This window comes from Acidaminobacter sp. QWL-03 (assembly GCF_058683855.1).
In genome coordinates, this window is sequence record NZ_CM178752.1 from 671,961 (window position 1) to 691,855 (window position 19,895).

At 44.4% G+C, this 19,895-nt stretch carries 20 protein-coding genes; 18 read left to right on the plus strand and 2 right to left on the minus strand.

Annotated elements, in window-relative coordinates:
* Nucleotides 1-124: 124 nt before the first annotated feature.
* The 18 genes from AC4PHM_RS02960 (at nucleotide 125) to AC4PHM_RS03045 (ending at nucleotide 17,233) form a co-directional block, all read left to right on the plus strand.
* Nucleotides 125-1,522 carry an oxaloacetate decarboxylase subunit alpha gene (locus AC4PHM_RS02960; protein ID WP_492019403.1) on the plus strand — a complete coding sequence of 466 codons (1,398 nt, stop codon included), beginning with the start codon at nucleotides 125-127 and terminating at the stop codon, nucleotides 1,520-1,522.
* A 327-nt stretch (nucleotides 1,523-1,849) separates the two neighbouring features.
* A complete protein-coding gene (locus AC4PHM_RS02965) occupies nucleotides 1,850-1,990 on the plus strand; it encodes a hypothetical protein (RefSeq protein ID WP_492019404.1) in 141 nt (46 codons plus the stop codon).
* A gap of 27 nt (nucleotides 1,991-2,017) precedes the next feature.
* Nucleotides 2,018-2,419 carry a hypothetical protein gene (locus AC4PHM_RS02970; protein WP_492019405.1) on the plus strand — a complete coding sequence of 134 codons (402 nt, stop codon included), beginning with the start codon at nucleotides 2,018-2,020 and terminating at the stop codon, nucleotides 2,417-2,419.
* A gap of 90 nt (nucleotides 2,420-2,509) precedes the next feature.
* Nucleotides 2,510-3,484: a hypothetical protein gene (locus tag AC4PHM_RS02975; RefSeq protein ID WP_492019406.1), complete on the plus strand. Its 975-nt coding sequence runs from the start codon at nucleotides 2,510-2,512 to the stop codon at nucleotides 3,482-3,484.
* Between the two features lie 252 nt (nucleotides 3,485-3,736).
* Complete coding sequence (locus tag AC4PHM_RS02980) at nucleotides 3,737-4,672, plus strand: TadA family conjugal transfer-associated ATPase (RefSeq protein ID WP_492019407.1); 936 nt, start codon at nucleotides 3,737-3,739, stop codon at nucleotides 4,670-4,672.
* The gene (locus tag AC4PHM_RS02985) at nucleotides 4,656-5,426 is read left to right on the plus strand and encodes a type II secretion system F family protein (RefSeq protein ID WP_492019408.1); all 771 of its coding nucleotides are present in this window, start codon (nucleotides 4,656-4,658) and stop codon (nucleotides 5,424-5,426) included. Before AC4PHM_RS02980 ends, AC4PHM_RS02985 begins: the two co-directional genes overlap by 17 nt.
* Before the next feature lie 6 nt (nucleotides 5,427-5,432).
* Entirely contained in the window at nucleotides 5,433-6,146 is a 714-nt protein-coding gene (locus AC4PHM_RS02990) for a hypothetical protein (RefSeq protein WP_492019409.1), read from the plus strand.
* Nucleotides 6,143-6,355, plus strand: coding sequence for a Flp1 family type IVb pilin (locus AC4PHM_RS02995; RefSeq protein ID WP_492019410.1), 213 nt, complete (start codon nucleotides 6,143-6,145; stop codon nucleotides 6,353-6,355). Before AC4PHM_RS02990 ends, AC4PHM_RS02995 begins: the two co-directional genes overlap by 4 nt.
* Complete coding sequence (locus AC4PHM_RS03000; RefSeq protein WP_492019411.1) at nucleotides 6,352-7,602, plus strand: FHA domain-containing protein; 1,251 nt, start codon at nucleotides 6,352-6,354, stop codon at nucleotides 7,600-7,602. The genes AC4PHM_RS02995 and AC4PHM_RS03000 overlap by 4 nt, the downstream gene beginning before the upstream one ends.
* Before the next feature lie 188 nt (nucleotides 7,603-7,790).
* Nucleotides 7,791-8,399, plus strand: coding sequence for a TetR/AcrR family transcriptional regulator (locus AC4PHM_RS03005; protein ID WP_492019412.1), 609 nt, complete (start codon nucleotides 7,791-7,793; stop codon nucleotides 8,397-8,399).
* Between the two features lie 75 nt (nucleotides 8,400-8,474).
* A complete protein-coding gene (locus tag AC4PHM_RS03010; RefSeq protein WP_492019413.1) occupies nucleotides 8,475-9,575 on the plus strand; it encodes an efflux RND transporter periplasmic adaptor subunit in 1,101 nt (366 codons plus the stop codon).
* 5 nt (nucleotides 9,576-9,580) lie between these two features.
* Complete coding sequence (locus tag AC4PHM_RS03015; protein ID WP_492019414.1) at nucleotides 9,581-12,625, plus strand: efflux RND transporter permease subunit; 3,045 nt, start codon at nucleotides 9,581-9,583, stop codon at nucleotides 12,623-12,625.
* Nucleotides 12,626-12,731: 106 nt separating this feature from the next.
* Nucleotides 12,732-13,271 (plus strand): hypoxanthine phosphoribosyltransferase, encoded by a 540-nt coding sequence (hpt, locus tag AC4PHM_RS03020; protein WP_492019415.1) that lies wholly within the window; start codon nucleotides 12,732-12,734, stop codon nucleotides 13,269-13,271.
* Nucleotides 13,268-13,867, plus strand: a complete 600-nt coding sequence (locus AC4PHM_RS03025; RefSeq protein WP_492019416.1) for a flavodoxin family protein — start codon at nucleotides 13,268-13,270, stop codon at nucleotides 13,865-13,867. The genes hpt and AC4PHM_RS03025 overlap by 4 nt, the downstream gene beginning before the upstream one ends.
* Nucleotides 13,868-13,951: 84 nt before the next feature.
* A complete protein-coding gene (locus AC4PHM_RS03030) occupies nucleotides 13,952-14,521 on the plus strand; it encodes a phosphate propanoyltransferase (protein WP_492019417.1) in 570 nt (189 codons plus the stop codon).
* A 118-nt stretch (nucleotides 14,522-14,639) separates the two neighbouring features.
* Complete coding sequence (gene deoC, locus AC4PHM_RS03035; protein WP_492019418.1) at nucleotides 14,640-15,305, plus strand: deoxyribose-phosphate aldolase; 666 nt, start codon at nucleotides 14,640-14,642, stop codon at nucleotides 15,303-15,305.
* A gap of 118 nt (nucleotides 15,306-15,423) precedes the next feature.
* Nucleotides 15,424-15,807, plus strand: coding sequence for a hypothetical protein (locus AC4PHM_RS03040; protein WP_492019419.1), 384 nt, complete (start codon nucleotides 15,424-15,426; stop codon nucleotides 15,805-15,807).
* A 211-nt stretch (nucleotides 15,808-16,018) separates the two neighbouring features.
* A complete protein-coding gene (locus tag AC4PHM_RS03045) occupies nucleotides 16,019-17,233 on the plus strand; it encodes an ROK family transcriptional regulator (RefSeq protein WP_492019420.1) in 1,215 nt (404 codons plus the stop codon).
* Between the two features lie 132 nt (nucleotides 17,234-17,365).
* Here the strand turns inward: AC4PHM_RS03045 and AC4PHM_RS03050 are convergent, their stop codons facing one another.
* Both AC4PHM_RS03050 and AC4PHM_RS03055 read right to left on the minus strand, forming a co-directional pair.
* Nucleotides 17,366-18,223 (minus strand): thiamine pyrophosphate-dependent enzyme, encoded by an 858-nt coding sequence (locus tag AC4PHM_RS03050; protein WP_492019421.1) that lies wholly within the window; start codon nucleotides 18,221-18,223, stop codon nucleotides 17,366-17,368.
* A complete protein-coding gene (locus AC4PHM_RS03055; RefSeq protein ID WP_492019422.1) occupies nucleotides 18,220-19,893 on the minus strand; it encodes a 2-oxoacid:acceptor oxidoreductase subunit alpha in 1,674 nt (557 codons plus the stop codon). The genes AC4PHM_RS03050 and AC4PHM_RS03055 overlap by 4 nt, the downstream gene beginning before the upstream one ends.
* Nucleotides 19,894-19,895: the final 2 nt, after the last annotated feature.

Below are 19,895 nucleotides of genomic sequence, written 5' to 3' on the forward strand. Positions count from 1 at the left end.
ATTACCTAATTAATAAAAGTCATCACTATATTATCACTTTTCAAATCAAATGTACATTAGGCAAATCGGGTGATAATATCTAGTAGAAGAGTGTTTTTGATTTTGTTGAGGAGGCAATAATGTTATGACCCCCGTTAAAATAACTGAAACTGTATTGCGAGACGGACATCAATCCCTCATAGCGACGCGCATGAAAACAAGTGAAATGGAGCCCATACTTGAAAAAATGGATTCTGTAGGCTATCACGCCATGGAAGTTTGGGGCGGCGCTACCTTTGACGCCTCTCTTCGATTCCTTAACGAGAATCCTTGGGACCGCTTGAGACTGATTCGAAAGCACGTTAAAAACACGAAGCTTCAAATGTTGCTTCGAGGTCAGAACCTGCTGGGCTATAAAAATTACCCGGATGATGTTGTCAAAGAGTTTGTAAAACTTGCCGTGTATAACGGCATTGACATCATACGAACTTTTGATGCGCTCAATGATTTGAGAAATATCGAAACGGCGATCCGCGCCACGAAAGCGGAAGGCGCTCATGCACAAGCAGCAATATCATTTACGGTTTCACCTGTACACACCATAGAGTCCTTTATAGTTTTGGCTAAGGATATGGTGTCTATGGGCGCAGATTCCATTTGTATCAAGGATATGAGCGGGCTTCTAACACCCTACACGGCTTTCGACCTCGTCAAGGGTCTGAAAAACAGCGTAAATGTGCCTATTGAAGTCCATTCCCACTGTACAAGCGGTTTGGCGGATATGACGTACATGAAGGCCATCGAAGCAGGTGTTGATATAATTGATACTGCAATCTCACCATTTGCTCTCGGCACATCTCAACCTGCGACGGAGGCTATGGTCGCCATGCTGAATGAAACTGAACGCAAGACGGGTCTTGATCTCAAGATCCTGAATGACGTTGCGGAACACTTTGCACCTATGCGCGAAAAAGCACTAGAAACAGGACTTATGGATCCCAAAATTTTAGGCATGGACATTAATACTTTAGTTTACCAGGTGCCAGGAGGCATGTTGTCCAATCTTGTGTCACAGCTGAAGCTTCAAAATGCACTTGATAAATATAATGATGTTTTGAAAGAAGTTCCTCGTGTCAGAGAGGATTTGGGTTATCCGCCGCTGGTGACACCGACGAGCCAGATCATTGGTACTCAGGCTGTTTTGAATGTCATCACCGGAGAGCGCTATAAAATGGTGCCCAATGAGGTCAAAGCCTATGTCAAAGGCATGTATGGCAGACCGGCAGTACCTATTAAGGATGAGATCATCCGTAAGATCATAGGGAATGAAGACGTGATTACCTGTAGACCGGCGGATTTGCTTGAACCTGTTTTGGAAGCCAAAGAAAAGGAAATTGGCATGTATATGGAAAGTCCGGAAGATGTATTGACCTACGTCCTATTCCCTCAAGTTGCCTTGGATTTCTTCAAGCTTCGCATGGCTGAGAAATATAGCATAGACAATACCTTGGTCGACAGCGAACAAAATGTCTATCCTATCTAATTAATAATGAAAAGGAAATTGGTGCATCGTAAGTCGAAAGCCACGACTATATGTTGCCTCCAATTTTCTTTTTGTTTATATTTTAAACGTGCATAGTCATCGATTCGCTTTATTGGACATTTTTACTGAAGCGTTTCCGGGAACTTAAGTGTATAATGAGGACAGGAGGTGAGCCTTGTGATTGAATTTCATCCTCAAGCTCTTTCATTTCTAAAGACCACGGGCAAGAAGGAGCTGGTCGTATACAGAACAACTGAAGGCAGCTGCTGAGCTATTCACGATTTGACCCTGGTCAGGGTCGGAGGATTGCGTCAAGGTGAAGCAGAATTGTTTGAAGCTATTGAAACTGAGGGAATCACTGTTTGGTTTGATACAACCCTTGAACTCGCGGATCATGTCACTATCAAAATGGCTGATTACGCGTCTGATTTGCCGGATCGCGACTTGATCGCAGAAGGTGTGTTTTAGAAATTTATTGAAAGTATGGGGGAGCATATGGCAGGAGAGAAAAAAGTGGACCTAACGCTGGAGGAAAAGAAAGCAAGGCGTGCCCAGTCAAGGGCACGGGAAAACCAGGCGCGCCGCGCAGAACGTGAATCATTGGCTATGGAAAGATGGGCTGTCATGCGGCAAAAGGGGATGCGTCATTATGTCATCAAACAAGGTTTGATCACTTGGACCCTGATGACCAGTCTGATCTATGTTCTGCTTCTTGGCGTATCGTTGAAATTTAAATTTACATCTGAGATCCTGCTTCAATTGGGTGCGGCTGTTTTCTTTTTTGCCATCGGTGGAGTATTATTCGGTACTGCTACCTGGTATATTTCTGAATCGAGATACAAGCGCCATTTGGCTGAAAAAGAACGTCTGAGAGCGCAAAAAAAAGGAAAAAAATAATATAAACCACTTTAGGAAGCTGTTGTTTTGGCGGTCATTTAAGACGCCGTGACAACAGCTTCTTTTAATTTATAACAATAAAGGAAATATATGGTTGACGAAATAACAAATTATGGTAATATAAAATCAATGACTACTGAAAGGAGTGGACACATGGTGGTATGCCTTTACTACCCAGAGGAAGATTATCTTGCTGCAATAGAGAGGGCTTGTCTATCATCCGGATTAATTTCTTGGCGGATCAGACTGTTCTCAGAGGAAAGCCTCTGGCGTATCGCGGTACAAGCTGAAGATTTTTCAGGTGTTGCCGCAGGGCCCCGTACTGCTCTGGAAAACGCCGCGCTGGGAAATGACGTCAAAACCATTGTATTGACAGAGGACTTCATTTCAGCCGAAAACGAGTTCTCAGTTTATGAGCCTATTGATGCGTTTAACAGGGCGGTTCAGAGACAAATGGGTTCAATTAAAGCTATGGGTGAATCAGGAGGACTTCACTTCATATTTTCATTTCAGTCTTGTTATCAGCAGCGTCAGGCTTTTGAAGAATTAAAAGCACAGCTTCACCATCTGAATCCATTAGCTGCTATCATCGATTTGACAACTATTGCAAATATTTCTGGAAAAGTCGACGACGCTTTGTCGGAATGGTTATGGGAAGGGGAAGATGCAGTTTTCAGGGAAGGCGGCTGCTACAGTCTGTGTCGCAGGCCTCAGGATATCAGTGCACTTTCCTTGCCGGAGTGGCAGGAAAAGATGACAAATGCAATCAAGGGTATGCCTCACTCAATGTGGTTCTGGTGTGGAGCGGACTATAGAGAAATCCTTATAAAACTCATCCCTTTAGTGAAAAGTATCATTTGGATCTGTGACCATCCAAGAGAAGTGGAACCCGCTGTGGCATGGACTGACATGATTAAAAGCCGACAACTAGGTATAGGTGCCTATTTGATCTCTAACAGGGGAAGCCATCATCCATCTGCCGTACACATGGAAGGTGTATTTGATGGACAGTTTGAAAACTTGACAGATTGCGTTGGCAATATTGTGGCAGGGGGTCGGCGATAATTTATCTGTTAGGGGAGCAGGAGGATCTGCTGTACGATTCACTTTGCGCAGAATTGGCGACTGTGTTGAGTGAGAATCTTGAAGTTGCAGGTGATTTGAAACACAAAATTGAAGCGTTTGTAAGAAACAACGACTCTCTAAGCTGCTTGAGCACAATAGAGAAGATCAGTTTAGCTCAAAATTGGCTTTGGCGCATTCGGGGTTATGATTTTCTGGATTCATATTTAAAAGATCCCTGAGGTGACCGAAATCATGGTTAATGGTCCATCAAAAATTTTTATTGAGAGAAAAAATACCATGGAATGCCTGAATCTTTCGATATCGGACGAAAGGCTGCGTCAGTTAATTCAGAAAATGGTATCCGAGGTTGATCGACGCGTCAATTTCAGAGATCCCATTGTCGACGCGAGACTGAGAGATGGTGCCAGGCTGAATGTCGTTATGCAGCCCGTCGGATTGGATGGACCCTATATGACCATTAGAAAGTTCAGAAAAGATCTGTTGACATTGGAGGCATTAAAAAGCAGAGGAATGATGGATGAGCGCGTTCTGTCATTTCTGGTGGGTGCGGTAAAATCCAGGCAGAATTTAATGATCAGCGGAGGTACAAGTTCCGGAAAGACAACGCTCCTGAATTGCTTGAGCCGCTGTATACCAAAAGGAGAGAGGGTTATCTCAATCGAAGACAGCGCTGAACTCAATTTGAACAGTATTGATAATCTTGTACGCCTTGAAACGCGTCCGTCTGCCGCAGGCGAAGCTCTGGAAGTAACCATGTCAGATCTGATTCGTACAGCGCTTAGAATGCGGCCGGATCGTATGGTCGTTGGTGAGATCAGGGGAGCTGAAGCTTTGGATATGCTGCAGGCGCTTAACACTGGGCATGACGGCTCTATGTCGACAGGTCACTCAAATTCTGGCGCTGATATGCTTGACCGAATAGAGGCCATGGCGTTGATGGCAAGTCACGGAACAGCTGAAGGGATTCGGCGGCAAATTGGATCAGGCATTCACTGGGTCATTCATTTGAAAAAAGACGCAGATGGCTCAAGAAGAATTCAAGAAGTCATTCAGGTACTGGGATATCGTCAAGGCAGGCTCAATTTTGAAACAGTGATCGCAGAAGGCTGCCGAGTGTTGAAGACTGACGTCTTCGATCAAGTGTCGAGCTATGCTGAAATACTTTAGTTTGATCCAGCCGGTATGGTACTATGCGACCCCATCCCTACGACGGATCCGATTGTGGCTTATATTTGCAATCGATACCATCCTTTCCACGTGGATTTTATTTGATCATCCCATTTACTTTCCTTTTGTGTTATTTATCAAGCTTCCGACATTGAATTATCAGGCACAAATGGCAGCTGTTCAAACAAAAGATGAGTTCCTGTCTGATTTTGCGCGTTTTCTCTCTTTAATTGCTTCGTCAACGTCGACGGGTAAGTCACTTCAAAGCGCTTTTGACCAAACCGTTGATGAGTTTTCCACCAATTGTGAACACCTCGCCCTTGAACTCAAAAAACTAAGCCGATTGATGCAGTTGGGAACCCCCCTGACAGCAGGCCTCGCTCGACTGGCTAGGCAATTTGAAGTTGAGGAAGCGGCAGACCTATCACAACAACTCCTTTATGCAGAAAGCTGCGGCCACGATATGACAATGGTTTTAAAGAGGTCATCGGTTTGGATTGGAGGACACATTGTACAAAAACAAGAGCTCATACGAAAAATGACGGATCGGGTTCTGGAGTACAGGCTGACATCGAAAATGCCGCTTCTAGTGCTGCTATTGCTCAATGCTACTTATGCCGACTATTTGAGTATGCTTTACACAACAGCCAGTGGCAGAATGCTGGTGATGGCAGCAGCGCTGGCGCTGGAAGGAGGAACTGTTTTATTTGAACGAACCAGATTGATTCAACTGAAGACCAAGGGGTTGATTTAAATCAATATGTCGTTTGTAACGCGGCATGTTCATCGGGCATTACTTAAATGGCACGAAATGACAAAAACATACGCCAACTATGGCATAAGAATAGAAAGAACAAGTTTGATGAAAGAAGCAGGTTTGTTGATGCCTGCATTTTTTGTGTTGCTTCTGGGGGTGCGTCAGGCATTATCCCTGACTTTGATAACTTCAGTGTTGTGCGTACTATTGGGATTGCTTTCGACACCGCTGATCATTTTTAAAGGGTTGATCGAACGAAAGGAGGCCAGAAGCAGACAACTGGACAGAGCTTTGTTTTCAATGACTTATCGATTTGGGTTGCTCATTCAAAGTGGACATAGTCTTAGGAAAGCACTTGTATTGGCCATGGAAACCGAAAGTTTAAACTGGGTAACATTTCCTGTTTGGCATGAACTCCGAGTTAGACTGAAGCATGGAGGAGACTATGAATCGGCATTACTTAGGCTTCTAACCTTTAATCATTCAGGCACTAAAAGTTGGGCGAGGTGCTGCCTGTATGGCGAAAGAAAATCAGAATCAGATCTCATCGCGTTGCTTCATGACTGGATGATAGACTGTAATATGATCGCGGAGCAGGCAGAAGCTGCAAGTCAGGTAAAAGGGCAATTAGGATTGATGATGCCTGCACTGCTTCAATTTGGCGTCTTGATGCTGTTGCTGATCAGTCCAATTATTTTGGGAGGGATAAACACATGAAAAAGATTTTTGAAAAACTTCGTTATGCTGTTATGAATACTCGTGGTTTGGGGACAGTCGAACTCGTTGTTCTCGTGGTTGTACTTATAGGTCTGGCTCTGTTGTTCAGAACCCAGATCACTGAAATTATGACAAGTATTCTGGATAATATTGATACGGAAACTATCACTATTCAAACTCAGTTGAGTTTGGAAGGCATTTACCTATGATGCAACAGATGGGTTTTGAAGGGCAGGAGAGAATTTACAGATTAGGAATTACATTACCGAACATCAATATGTTTGAGTTTAATGTCCTGACCCATTATCCGGAGCGGCCCTATCTGATTCCATTACTACGGGAAAAGGATGATGATGTTCAATTGGTTTATACGTTTCACAGTCATATGACACTCGAACAGTGGCTTCGCAGAACGGCGGTTGATTATTATGACTTACTATCAATACTGGAAGAAACCGTCAATGTCTTAACTCAGTCAGCGAAACACTACCTGAGACTGGATCATTTCTTGATATCACCTTCACAGATCTGCTATCACACAGGTAATAAACGTATTGAATTGATTTATAAGCCGACACGCACTACTGAACCAAGCTTTGAAGAGAAGTGGCAGCAGCTCTTGAACAGTTTAGTGCCTATCGCTGCTTTAAGTTTGAAACCTGAAGGCATTGAGCAGTTTAAGTCATTGTGTGAATCGACGGTTCATAGGTACGAGCGACAGACTGCCCTGTTAAATGTTATTCGTCACTGGTTTGCTTCAAGCTCTGTTCCGTTTGAAACAGAAACTCCGGACCATGCCACCTTTTATCCTAACTTAAATAGATCTAAACATGTTGGCAATTCAGCCTATGATGCCTCCAATCAACGTATTGGTGACCGGTCAGCGCAAAAATCAATGGTTATGAAGGGAGACCATATTCATCTAAACGCGAAATCAAAGATCAAAAACTCCAATCGAAGAAGCAGTGGGCTGATCGAGTATTTTAAGAGATTTTGCAAAGGTGCAGAAAAATCAATGCCAGATTCGACTGTTTTTCCAATATATGAAATAGGCGAAGAAAGCCATGATCCAATTCGACACAATGCGGCATCACATAGTAAGCTGTCAATGTACAGACCTGAATTTGAAGGCACGACACTCTTATCTGAGCAGGAGAAGCTGCAGGGTAAACTCGTTCTTCAAAATCAACAAGCCTGCAAGATTTTTGAACTTTCAAAGCCAATAACGCGAATTGGTAGGAACACGGTACTTTGTGATGTGATTATTGATGATGACATAACCATCGGCAGACTTCACGCGGAAGTGCACCACATGGATCAAGGATATTTTTTGAAGGATCTTGACTCTTTGAACGGCACCTATCTAAATGAGCAAAGACTGGACAGTCAAACGTTGTATAAGTTGAAAGGGAACGACCGCCTCAGGCTGTCTGAGCAGGAGATCCTGTTTGTTTGAAAGAATGTAATAACATTATTCAGTCCGTTTTCAGCATCGCGCCTTGCAACAAAGAATGCGCTTCTGAGGGACGGACTTTTTACGTGGAGAATAGAGTACTCATAAGTATATGATGAAAGTCAATCCCTAGTTGTTGAAATGTCATTTTGAGGGTATAATTTAATTAAAAATGAACAGGGGTTTATCATATGCAAGTCTTAAAAGAGCAAGTTAGGAGTCGCATAGTGTCTTCTGCCCGGGCGGAATTTCTTAAAAGGGGCTACGCGCAAGCGTCTATGAGAATAGTTGCAGAAAGCTCTGAGATCACTGTTGGAAATATATACAGGTATTTCAGCTCAAAACAGTCGTTATTTGAAGAAGTGGTCACGCCTGCTTACCTGGTATTGAAATCACTTCTTGAATCCGTACAAATCCATGAGGATATGCCTTTACCCACAGAAGATTATATAAGATTTCGGGAGCAGTTCGTCCACGAGATCGCCACTGGTATTGAATCGTACCGTGACGAAATTCTGATTCTGTTCAATGGGTCTGAGGGTACGGTTTTTTCTGATGCCATGAATGAGTTGTCCGGATTAATTTTCTCAGTACTGGAAAAGTATGTTCTTGAAACCATTGCCAGTCGGAACTCAGTTCAAAATCTTAAAGCGCTGGGCCGCTTGATTTCAAAAGGCATAGTTGAAGCCATAAATGATCTTGTGGCCAGAACAGCAACATTTAAGAGAGATGCCGTAGAAAATGAGCTTAGAATGATTATTGATTTTTATTTCAGAGATCTGGTGACCCGTTTTGACTAATTTCATTGAGAAGTCCTCGGGCGGCTAAATAAATAAAATTTTTCAGCCTTAGTAAGAGAAAGAAGGGATGTTGGCATGTTAAAGCCAAGAATCGTTCCATTGTTGCTGACCCTCCTGATGGGGTTGATGGGTACTGCGTGCAATAAGATTGAAATATCAAGTTCTGAACCCGTAAAACAGCCCGTTGAAGTGGTTGAAGTTCATTTGGAAAACCATGTACTCAAGCAGATGTATAATGGTCGTATCAGTGCAGAGTCTGCTGACTCGCTTAGCTTTATGTCTTCAGGTAAAATTGCGGAATTAACTGTGAAAACAGGAGATCCAGTTAAGAAAGGCCAATTGTTGGCAAGACTGGACGATCAGGCTCAAAGCAGCGGTGTCAGCAGCAGTGCAGCAGGGATTAAAGCTGCTGAAGAGGCAGCATCAAAAGCCCGGATTTCTCTGGAACACCTTGAAAAAACCTTGGAGGATTTTAAAGCGCTCTATGATCAAGGCGCTATTTCCAAAGCGGAGCTGGAGGGCGTTGAGCTGCAGGTTTCAGTGACAAAAGCTGAACTTAAAGCGGCTGAAGCACAGGTACAGCAAGCAAAAGCGGGCTTAAGCCTGAGCAATAGCTATTTAAAGGATACCAAGCTTTATGCGCCTAGAAGCGGCGTCGTTTTCGAAGTGTTTTATGAAAAGGGTGACCTGGTATCAGCAGGTTATCCAGTTCTGATGTTGGAGGGTCAAACGGTGACTGCTATATTTGGCATGTCATCCGAGACTTTGATGAAAGGCGAATTTGAGCGCGAAGTGGAAGTTGTCTATGACAATCAGACTTTCGATGCATCAATCTCAAACATCGGAAAGCTTCCTGATCCTGCGACCCAAACTTATGAGATTGAAGTGACACTGCCGTCTGGGAATTATCTGATTGGAGCCATGGCAGAAATCTTCGTGCGCCAAGGTGAAATCAAAGCAGTCAAGCTCCCAATTGATATTGTGCTATCCGGGGAAAATGATTTTGTTTATATCGTGCAGGAAGGTCGGGCAATTAAGAAAAACGTTGTCATCCGGGCGGTACAGAACAACGAGCTGTACGTTGAAGGCCTTGATGATGGTGACCAGGTCATAGTAAAAGGCATGAAGCTTGTGAATCCGCTGGATGATGTTGAAATCGTCAGCGTCACGAGGTGACTGAGATGAGAAGATGGATAGACGCTGCAATCCTGAACAGAAAAATTACTCTTTTTCTGCTGGTGCTCCTTATTGCGGCCGGCGCTTACAACTTTTATATTAGTCCAAGACAAGAGTATCCTGAGATCAATGCGCCCGTCGCAATGATCTCAGTCATCTATCCTGGTGCGTCACCCTCAGAAGTGGAAGATCGTGTAACCTCAAAGATAGTCAGTGAGCTTGAAGAAATTGAAGGTTATGACTATGCCTACACCTATTCCTTCAACAGTGCGTCCGTCACATTTCTAAGATTGATTTACGGCACTGAGGTCCAGGCGGCATGGAACGATCTGGAAGACAGAATGGATGTCCTACAGTCGGAACTTCCACCTGAATGTCAAGCGATTCAGACCAATACGGATCTCGTGGAAACAGCGGGATTAATGGTTACGCTGTCAGGTGAAAACTATACTTATAATGAACTCAATGATCTGGCAATTCAGCTAAAAGATGAGCTAAAGAGCATCCAGGGCGTGAAGCGGTTCGAAATAATGGGAAAACAGGAACGCGAAATCGTCGTTGAGGTGAATTACCAGAAGCTAAATACATTAGGGATCTCCATGAGAGATCTCTTTGGAATGCTTCAAGCACAAAACATAGAAATTCCTTCAGGTCAAATTGAGCAGCATGGCACAAGTGTCAATTTAAGGACCTCCGGCCGTTTAGCCAATCTTGATCAAATTCGTTCCCTGGTCGTAGGTGTTTCTCCAAGTTCAGGTCAAATAATTTTTCTCCGTGAAATTGCGGAGGTTTCTTTTCAAGATGCGGATTCATCTTATAAGATTCTTCAGAATGGTGAAAATGCGATTCTGCTGGCTGGCTATTTTCAAAAGAATGAAAATGTCGTCTTGGTTGGTGAAGAGGTCGATCGGGTCATAAGTCGTTTTCAAGAAACGCTTCCTAACGATCTCAAGATTGAGCGTGTTCTCGATCAGCCAGAAAATGTAAGACGGTCTGTCAATGACTTTATGCTGAATCTGCTGCAGGGTGTCGTTTTTGTTTTGGTGGTTGTGCTTCTTGGAATGGGTTTTAAAAATGCCTTGATCGTTTCGACCGCTATTCCAGCCTCAATAATGATCTCGTTCATTTTTATGGGGTATCTGGGCATTGAACTGCACCAGATTTCAATTGCTGCTTTGATTGTGGCGCTGGGGATGCTTGTGGACAATGCTATTGTGATCATTGACTCCATTCAGGTAAAACTCGATGTGGGATTGGATCGTGCTGAAGCATGCGTTAGTGGGGCAAGAGAGGTTGCGGTTCCGGTGCTGACGTCGACACTTACGACTATCGGCGCATTCTTGCCTTTTATGTTGCTGCCTTCAATTGCTGGCGAATACATTGCCAGTCTGCCGAGCATCATCATGATTTCCTTGTCAGTGTCCTATTTGGTCGCTATATTGATCATACCGCCGCTTGCTTATATGTTTCTGGGTCCGTCCAAGACATCTGGCAGGGGAAAAGGCGTGATCAGGTTGTTTTTTGAAAGGGCACTGCTGGCGGCTTTCAGATTCAGAGTACTTACCTTGATTCTGGTTCTGGCAACGCTGGGATTCACAATCTATGCCGGACTCTCGTTAAATTTGAAATTTTTCCCTTATGCAGATACGGATAAAATATATATTGACGTGCGCTCAGAAAATGCATCTTCAATAGAAACAACAGAAGCGCTCGTCAAGGATGTGAATCAGATATTAAGTGCTGAGCCGCTGATCCTTTCCAATACGACTGCTGTGGGGGGCGGTCTTCCAAAGTTCTACAATACGCTGCCAATAGTCCCTAACTCAAATGACAAAGCGCAAATGATGCTAAGAATGGATCTGGAGGCAATGGCGTCAGAAGATAGCGGAATGACGCTGGAAACTTACGCAGCAGAGCTTCAGCAAAAATTGGACCGGGTCGTGACGGGGGGACGAGTATCAGTAAAATTATTGGAACAGGCGGAGCCTATTGGGGCACCGGTGCAGCTCAGACTGTTGGGGAGTGATTTGGATCAGCTGGGAGAGGCTGCCGAAAAGCTTCAAAAGTTGATATCTCAGGTGGAGGGCACGGCAAAAGTTGACACTGATTTTGAAAACCGCGTTTTTGAGTATGTGGTTAAACCGGATCTGGAGCTCGCTGGCAGCCTGGGTATGACTCAATATGACCTTCAAAGTGAGATCAGTCTGGCGCTCAGAGGTCAGGCAGCGACAACCGTTCGCCTTGATGATGGGGATTATAAGATCGTACTGAAAAGTAATGTGGCCAGTCTGGATGATCTAAGAAATTTTAAAATCAAAGCTGCAGCATCTGATCTGAAAGTACCTTTAGAATCTGTTTCAGAGATCGCTTTGGCCAGCGAATATGCTGTCATCAAATCCTACAAGGGTGATTTGGCGACTGTTGTCATGTCAGACATAGCACCTGGTTATAATGCGGTGGACATTCAAAAGGCCATTGTTGAAAAGATTGATCCAGCGGATTATCCTGGGATAGCTTTTAAGTTTGACGGGGAGAATGAAAAGATTGTCGAGAACTTTGGAAATATTGGCTCTTCAGCCGTTCTCGCGGTGATGCTGGTTTATTCTGTTCTGCTGTTTCAGTTCAGATCCTTCACGCAGCCGCTGATAATTCTCCTCACCATACCGCTGTCCGCGATTGGATCTTTCTTAGGGCTATATTTCCTTGGATTTGACCTTTCCTTTGTAGCAATGCTTGGAATTGTGAGTTTGCTGGGCATTGTCGTCAACAACGCGATTGTACTGATCGACTTCATCAATGTTGAGCGGTCAGAGGGTAAATCCGTGAAGACTGCATGTGTTGATGCCGTCGAAAAAAGATTCCGTCCAATAATGCTGACTACAATCACAACAGTCATAGGCCTGGTTCCGCTGGCACTTTCCGGAAGCGCCTTGTTTGTACCTATGTCGGCAGCACTGATGTCAGGACTTATGGTTTCCACACTGTTGACTCTGATTATTATTCCAATGGTTTACTTGTGGACTCACCATGATAATGATCAGACTATTTGATTAAACAACCGCGCTATTTCTGGATTTCGAAGCGCCAGTGTGGTACTTTCGCCATGCACAGGTTATAATATCAGTACAACCCATCAAATTAAAATGAGGTGATCCTTTGAATCGTGATATTAAAGAAATTCTAATCAGCAAGGAAGCGCTTGATGCGAGAGTGCAGGAGCTTGGACAAGAAATCTCTGAAAGCTATAAAGGCAAAGAGCTGTTAATGATTGGCGTCTTGAAAGGCGCAAATGTATTCATGAGCGATTTGATGCGAGCGGTGAGCGTGCCAATCCAGATCGACTTTATTGCCGCCAGCAGCTATGGCAGCTCAACGGAAAGCTCCGGCGTCGTTCGGATCGTCAAAGACTTGGATTACAGTATTGAGGGCAAGCACGTTATGATTGTAGAGGATATAATTGATACCGGGTTAACGCTGAAGTATCTTTATGACAATTTTTCTGCCCGCAAACCTGCCAGTCTGTCTATTATCTCACTTCTGGACAAACCTGAGAGACGCAAAGCAGACATAAAAGTCGATTATACCGGCTTTGTCATTCCGGATGAATTTATTGTTGGTTATGGCATCGATTATGCTGAAAAGTATCGCAATTTGCCATTTGTAGCGACGCTGAAACCAGAGGTCTATTCAAAGTGAAGCCAAAGCTCGTCGTAATATTTGGCGGTCCAAGACCTGGAAAAAACACGGATCAGGCACTGGACCTGCTTTTATCAGGCATGAACCTCAACCGTTTCGAATTGGAGCGCTTTGATCTGAGAAAAATGAATATCCATCCCTGCACAGGCTGCTATCAGTGTGCAGAAACTGGACGCTGTATTTTCAGGGACGACATGGATCTCATTCTGAAGTCGGTGGATGAGGCGGAGGGGATTATACTGGCAACACCATTTTATTTCAATTCAGTGAGCGCTTTGATGAAAACAATGATCGACCGTTTTCAAGTGAAATGGACCAGAAAATTTATGCTGAAAGAACAGGTCTTTTTTAAGCCTAAAATGGGCTTGCTTCTTGTGACTGCAGGTGCCTTTCAGAGAAAAAATGAAAGTGACGGTGCAAGGCTTGTCGCGGAGTTATTCTTTAAATCAATAAGAGCCTCTTTCGAAGCCTTTGTTTTTATTGAGGGGACGGATGAAAAGCAAGTAATGGAACGGCAGGAACGACATGGAGAGATCTTAGCCGCAGGTGCGGAGTTTGCCATTTCTATCCTCGGATCCGCCCAAAATGAAGTATAATAAGCAGCCGCATTCAGATTTGACAAAATAGACAACATCCATGATAATGTTATGTATAGTGTATACAAAATAGGAGGTTTATTAATGTCTAAAGGATATGTACCAGTAGGATTATCAAACCGTCACGTCCATTTGAGCAAAGCGCATATTGACATTCTTTTCGGTGAAGGCTATGAGTTGACTGTCTTCAAAGATCTTTCACAGCCTGGCCAATTTGCTTGTCATGAGAAGATCGAAGTCGTAGGCCCTAAGGGATCATTTACAATGCGTGTCCTGGGACCTGCAAGAAACGAAACTCAAATTGAAGTTTCACTGGCAGATGGATTTACGCTTGGCGTTGTACCACCGGTCAGAGATTCAAGTGACCTGGCTGACAGCCCAGGCGCTAAGATCGTGGGTCCAAAAGGCGAAGTGGTTATTGATAAGGGCATCATAGCTGCAGCACGTCATATTCACATGCATACAAGTGATGCTGAGCAATTTGGCGTACAGGACAAAGATATCGTATCTGTTAAAGTTGAGGGCAAGCGTGGTTTAATTTTTGACAACGTGCTGGTTAGAGTTCATAAGACTTATGCGCTCGAAATGCACCTGGATATTGATGAGGGCAACGCTGCAGGCATCAAAAACGGAGACAAACTGCTCGTCCTCTAGTGGATCGGTTCAGAATTATGATTACTGATGTTTGATAAACCTGCTTGCAAAAACCAGGCTTAAATCTATTTTGTGAAGCATAGTTATTTTTGGAATGTAATAATAAGGAGGGCTGACCGTGAATCTTGCTGGCTACATTGATCACACGATTTTAAAAGCGGATGCAACACGTGAACAAGTTATGCAGGTCTGCGAAGAAGCGAAAACCCACGGCTTCTGGTCTGTCTGTGTCAATCCCTATTATGTCTCAGCGGTGGCTGAGGCATTAAAGGGTTCTGCTGTAAAAGTGTGCTCAGTCATAGGTTTTCCGCTTGGCGCCAGTGTAACTGCCGTCAAAGCTGCTGAAACCCGCCAAGCGATTGCGGATGGCGCAAGTGAAATAGACATGGTGATCAATATTGCTGCACTGAAAAATGGGGATGATGACATTGTCAGGCAGGATATTGAAGGCGTAGTCGCAGCGCTTGAAGGAAAGGCGATTCTAAAGGTCATTTTGGAAACTTGCCTCTTGACCAGGGAAGAGAAAATCCTTGCATGCAACCTGTCTAGAGCAGCCGGCGCCCATTTTGTCAAGACCTCTACCGGTTTCAGCTCAGGTGGTGCAACTGCGGAGGATATCGAGCTTATGAGAAGTGTTGTGGGTTCTCAGATGGGCGTCAAAGCATCCGGTGGAATCAGAAGCAGGGAAATCGCACTGGAAATGATTGGTGCCGGTGCAAACAGGATTGGTGCAAGTGCTTCAGTGGCCATTGTCCTGAATGAAGACAGCAATGCATCCTATTGATTTCATAGTTCTTAAGGAAGATCGCATGATTGTCATGCGATCTTTTTTAAAACTTAATGCTTTTTTTATTGAATCGGCATGATTACCATATTACAATGGCTTCAAGGGAGTGAAAACCATGTACCAATCATATTCGGGATTTACAGGGCTGCTCATAATTTTGACCATTGTTTTTGTCGTGTTTTGGCTGATTTTTGCAGCTGGCAGTTTTTTGCTCGGGACGCCAATAGGTTTGGCAATTCTGGCTTTGCTTATTGTGAGGCATTATTGGAGAAAAAGTCAATATCTTAAAGCCATGCATCAGGCCGAAGCGGAGTGGCAACAAACAAACACTGGTTCGAATTTTGGGCCTTTCGGAGCCAGTGGCAGCTATAATGCCAGTGAAACCGCTGAGTCCGGAAAGAGATCTGCGGATCAATTTGCAGAGGCAACAGGGGATATAGGGGTAGACCGTTCGGAATACAGTGCTGCAGAGGATGTAAATTTTAAAGAAATTGAATAAATAGCGAATTCGAGAAATCAAACATTATACAAATCCTGACATTTTTAAAACTAAAAATTTACAGAGGTTGTCGCGGCGCAGCGGCAGCCTTTTTACATTTTCTGAGATTAACGCCACATCCTTTTGGTGGGAAGAGGTTGCCGACTTAACTACTTTATGTTATCTTCTTATTAACAACTTATTTTAGTCGCTAAATAAAGTGGGGGATAACTTGGAAATCATATTGCCGTTGACACAAGATCAGATTAAGTGGGTCAATCGATTGACAATTCTGCAAATCATTCAGAAGTTCGGGGAAATTTCCAAATCAGATATAGCCAGATATTCAGGCCTGTCACCCGCGACAATTTCTATTTTATCTGAAACCTTAAAATCTGACGGTCTGATTGATGAAAAGGGAACTGGTGAGTCAACTGGGGGCAGACCTCCCACAGTACTTACTTTGAATGAAAAACAACATTACATGATTGGAATCTATGTTTCCAAATACGGGATCTCTTCCTGTGGGATGACGCTGAGCGGCGGAATCCTGACAGAGGATGATTTATCCTTGTTCGGGGACCGTTCGGGAAGCAGAATTCTAGATAATGTCATCCGTGTCATTCTGGAAATGATGCGCCATCTTTCAAACCGACGATGCCTTGGTATTGGGATCGCTGTCGAAGCTGAACCCTATGCTCAGGACAGCTTCTTGCTGGGCAGCAACGTTCTGATTCGTAAACAGGAATGGCAAGACCGTATTCAACCACTTGGTTGTGAAACCATTCGCATTGAAACAAAATCCAATGCCGTTGCAGTCAGTGAAAAACTTTACGGTAAAGCTAAGGAAGCCTTCAGCTTCTTTGTTCTGGACATAGGAGAGCAGATCACCTCTGCCTACTATTATCAGGATGCCATAGTTAAGGGCTTCAATCAGGGCGCAGGGAATATTGCACATGTCCGGGTCAGTAACCGGAGCATTAAATGTAAATGCGGAAAAACAGGATGCTTTAATGCTGTTGCATCCACTATTGGGATTGAAGAGCGTTTTTTGATCAAACTAAAAGAAGGCAGTACCTCCAAACTTGTTGAGGATTTGAAGGGGGATCTGACAGCGGTTACTGCCAAACAGATCTATGATTATGCGGTCCAGGGCGACCGGTTGAGCCTTTCGGTCATCCGTGAAACTGGAGGCTACATTGGGACTGTACTTTCCTATGTAATCAATGCCATCAATCCGGAGATGGTGTTGATTACCGGTATGTACAACGCCAATAGCATCATGAACCGTGAAATCAACAAATCCTTAAACAAATTAAGCGCGCACAGAAATTTGAATCGTGTCTATGTGGGTGAGGGTGGTATGTACCGCTTTACACCAGCTTTGGGTGCTGCAGCTCTGATTGCTCATGATAATTTGCGGCTTAGTTTTCGAGGACTGCAGTAGAGTGTTCATCACATAATCAGATTAGAGAAAGATGCCCATGAAAGTCATTCGTATAATCGCAATAAAAGGACAGCCAAACTCAAGTTTCGAGTTGCGGCTGTCCTTTTGATTCTATGGACAATTTGATCACTTTTAGAATTTCAGTTGATTAAGCAGTGGCTGGATATCCGTGGGTTTTCGTTCCGCTGCTGCAAGATGGTCGGTTTTAATATGGTCTAGACGGTCGTAATAAGCGGGCTTATCCTCTTTATATAGTATGCCGACTGGGATTCCATCATCCCCCCACTTCAGAGATTCGGCGAATGCGGCGACTTTATCATAGGGATCATAAGACTCTGGAACAGCATAAACACGGTCTTTGTACCACTGATAAGTGTTGACCTTGTTGAATGTGACGCAAGGCTGAAGTATGTCTATAAGCGCATAGCCTCTATGATTTAAGGCAGCCTTTAAAATTTCTTTCATAAAGGGTTGATCGCCTGCATTTGCTCTGGCAACAAAGGAACAGCCAAGGGAAATTGCTAATGTGACAGGATTAAGGGGATCAACTCTCACGCCTTCAATCTGCAGGGTCGTCTTCTGTCCGAGGGGTGTTGTTGGTGCAGCCTGACCTTTAGTCAAGCCATAAACTTGATTGTCATGGATTAAATGGGTGATATCCATATTTTTTCGTATTGCATGAATGAAGTGATTGCCGCCTTCAGCCAGCGCGTCGCCATCTCCTGTATTGACGACCAGTTTCAGTTTGGAATTGGCCACGTGCGCCCCAAAGGCTGCAGGCAATGCTCTGCCGTGAAGTCCGTTGAATCCGTTCGCATGGATATAATGAGGAAGTTTTGCGGCTTGTCCGATGCCTGAGACGATCAGGAGATCTTCCGGAGCGAGGCCCAGTTCTTCAAAGGCGGCTTTCATGCTGCTGAGGATTCCAAAATTTCCACACCCCGGACACCAGGTATTTTCTTTGTGATTGTCAAATGGGGAAGTCTTCACTTTTGAATCAGCTCCTCATAAGCCTTCAGGATATACCCTGGGCTGAATTGTCTTCCATCATATTTCAAGATGGAGTGATGAATAGGATAGGCAAGCTCTCTGGAGATCAATTGTCTGAGTTGGCCCTGGTAGTTTCCCTCAACGTTGATGAGGCGGGCACCCCTCTCAATAAGGGTTGTAAGCGTCTTAACCGGCAATGGGTAAAGATCTCCGAATATCAAAGCGCCAATGGATCTGCCTTGCATTGTGAGATGCTCGACAGCGGCCTCAACAACTCCGGCTGTAGAGCCCCAGCAAATCAAAATGTCTTTGGCTTTGGGATCACCAATCAGTCGTGGCTCTTCCATTTCTTTGATAATTTCATTGAGCTTAGACATTCGTCTCTCATTCATAGCCACTCTGTTGCTGGCGCTTTCTGTAACGCCGCCATTTTCGTCGTGTTCGTGGCTGTCATGCATCACGATCTGTGAGGTCATCCCAGGGACGGCTCTGTCTTGAACCAAAGTTCTAAGATCGTGATGGCGATAGTCTTCTCTGACTTCTTTAACGAGGTGAAGATCAATTTTCAGGGCCTTCAAATCTGGTTCCCTGACCGTAGAAGTTGAGTCAGCAAGATATTGATCTGAAAGAAGAATGACAGGGACCCTATATTTATCAGAGAGGTTAAAAGCTCTAAAGGTTTTATAGAAAGCGTCCTCAATAGAATTGAAGCTTAGGATGATTCTGGGAAATTCGCCTTGAGAGGCATCTAGTACAAAATTGAGGTCGCTTTGCTCGGTTCTCGTCGCCATTCCGGTAGCAGGACCAGGCCGCTGGACATCCAGCATGACCACAGGTACTTCAGCGACAGCTGCGAAACCCAGGCCTTCCACCATAAGCGAGAAGCCGCCGCCGCTGGTGGAGGTCATGCTGCGCAGACCATTCGATGCTGCGCCTATAATGCTGTTGATAGCAGCAATTTCGTCTTCAGCTTGTTCTACGACTAAAGGATAACGGGTTTCATACTGTGTCAGATAGCTCATGACACCTGTGGAGGGTGCCATAGGATAGGCGGAATAAAACCCGACACCAGCGGCCAGAGCACCGAGTGCAACTGCCTGATTGCCAGACATGACGAGGTGATCCTCATTGGTTTTGGGTATAGAGGTTAAAATGCAGTGCGTCGCCTCGTATGCCTTTCGGGCGGTCTTGGTGTTGGCATCTATGATTGCCTCTGTCCAGCGCTTGTCCACAAGATGATTCAGAGTGCTTTCCTCCAAGCCGATGGCTTTGACAATCGCCCCCAAAGCCACCATGGAATACCCTTTGGCATTTCCGGTTTCTTTTAAGATATCCTTAAAATTCAGACGTGTGACCTGGTGACGACATGGCTCTGGCAATACCACATCAGCATCACAAATAATCAATCCGTTGTCCGTCATTCTGTCATAATGCTCTTTTATGATTTCTGAAGTCAATGCGACTATGACGTCGAGCGCATCATCATGACAGTGAACGGGATGATCTGAAAGTGTCACGTGGGTAAAGTTGGTGCCGCCCCGAATTCTGGACATATAGTCCTTGTAGGAATGGAAATGGAAGCCCTTTTTAGTCAATAGTCGGGTCAAAAACTGGTCAATGGTATTGATCCCATGTCCTGCGGAACCACCAATCAAAATATTGATTCGCATTT

Bases quoted from the DNA above. Each gene is read 5' to 3' on its own strand.
- AC4PHM_RS02960 (WP_492019403.1), top strand. From the start codon at position 125: ATGACCCCCGTTAAAATAACTGAAACTGTATTGCGAGACGGACATCAA.
- AC4PHM_RS02970 (WP_492019405.1), top strand. From the start codon at position 2,018: ATGGCAGGAGAGAAAAAAGTGGACCTAACGCTGGAGGAAAAGAAAGCA.
- AC4PHM_RS02975 (WP_492019406.1), top strand. From the start codon at position 2,510: ATGGTTGACGAAATAACAAATTATGGTAATATAAAATCAATGACTACT.
- AC4PHM_RS02980 (WP_492019407.1), top strand. From the start codon at position 3,737: ATGGTTAATGGTCCATCAAAAATTTTTATTGAGAGAAAAAATACCATG.
- AC4PHM_RS02985 (WP_492019408.1), top strand. From the start codon at position 4,656: ATGCTGAAATACTTTAGTTTGATCCAGCCGGTATGGTACTATGCGACC.
- AC4PHM_RS02990 (WP_492019409.1), top strand. From the start codon at position 5,433: ATGTCGTTTGTAACGCGGCATGTTCATCGGGCATTACTTAAATGGCAC.
- AC4PHM_RS02995 (WP_492019410.1), top strand. From the start codon at position 6,143: ATGAAAAAGATTTTTGAAAAACTTCGTTATGCTGTTATGAATACTCGT.
- AC4PHM_RS03000 (WP_492019411.1), top strand. From the start codon at position 6,352: ATGATGCAACAGATGGGTTTTGAAGGGCAGGAGAGAATTTACAGATTA.
- AC4PHM_RS03005 (WP_492019412.1), top strand. From the start codon at position 7,791: ATGCAAGTCTTAAAAGAGCAAGTTAGGAGTCGCATAGTGTCTTCTGCC.
- AC4PHM_RS03010 (WP_492019413.1), top strand. From the start codon at position 8,475: ATGTTAAAGCCAAGAATCGTTCCATTGTTGCTGACCCTCCTGATGGGG.
- AC4PHM_RS03015 (WP_492019414.1), top strand. From the start codon at position 9,581: ATGAGAAGATGGATAGACGCTGCAATCCTGAACAGAAAAATTACTCTT.
- AC4PHM_RS03030 (WP_492019417.1), top strand. From the start codon at position 13,952: ATGTCTAAAGGATATGTACCAGTAGGATTATCAAACCGTCACGTCCAT.
- AC4PHM_RS03040 (WP_492019419.1), top strand. From the start codon at position 15,424: ATGTACCAATCATATTCGGGATTTACAGGGCTGCTCATAATTTTGACC.
- AC4PHM_RS03055 (WP_492019422.1), bottom strand. From the start codon at position 19,893: ATGCGAATCAATATTTTGATTGGTGGTTCCGCAGGACATGGGATCAAT.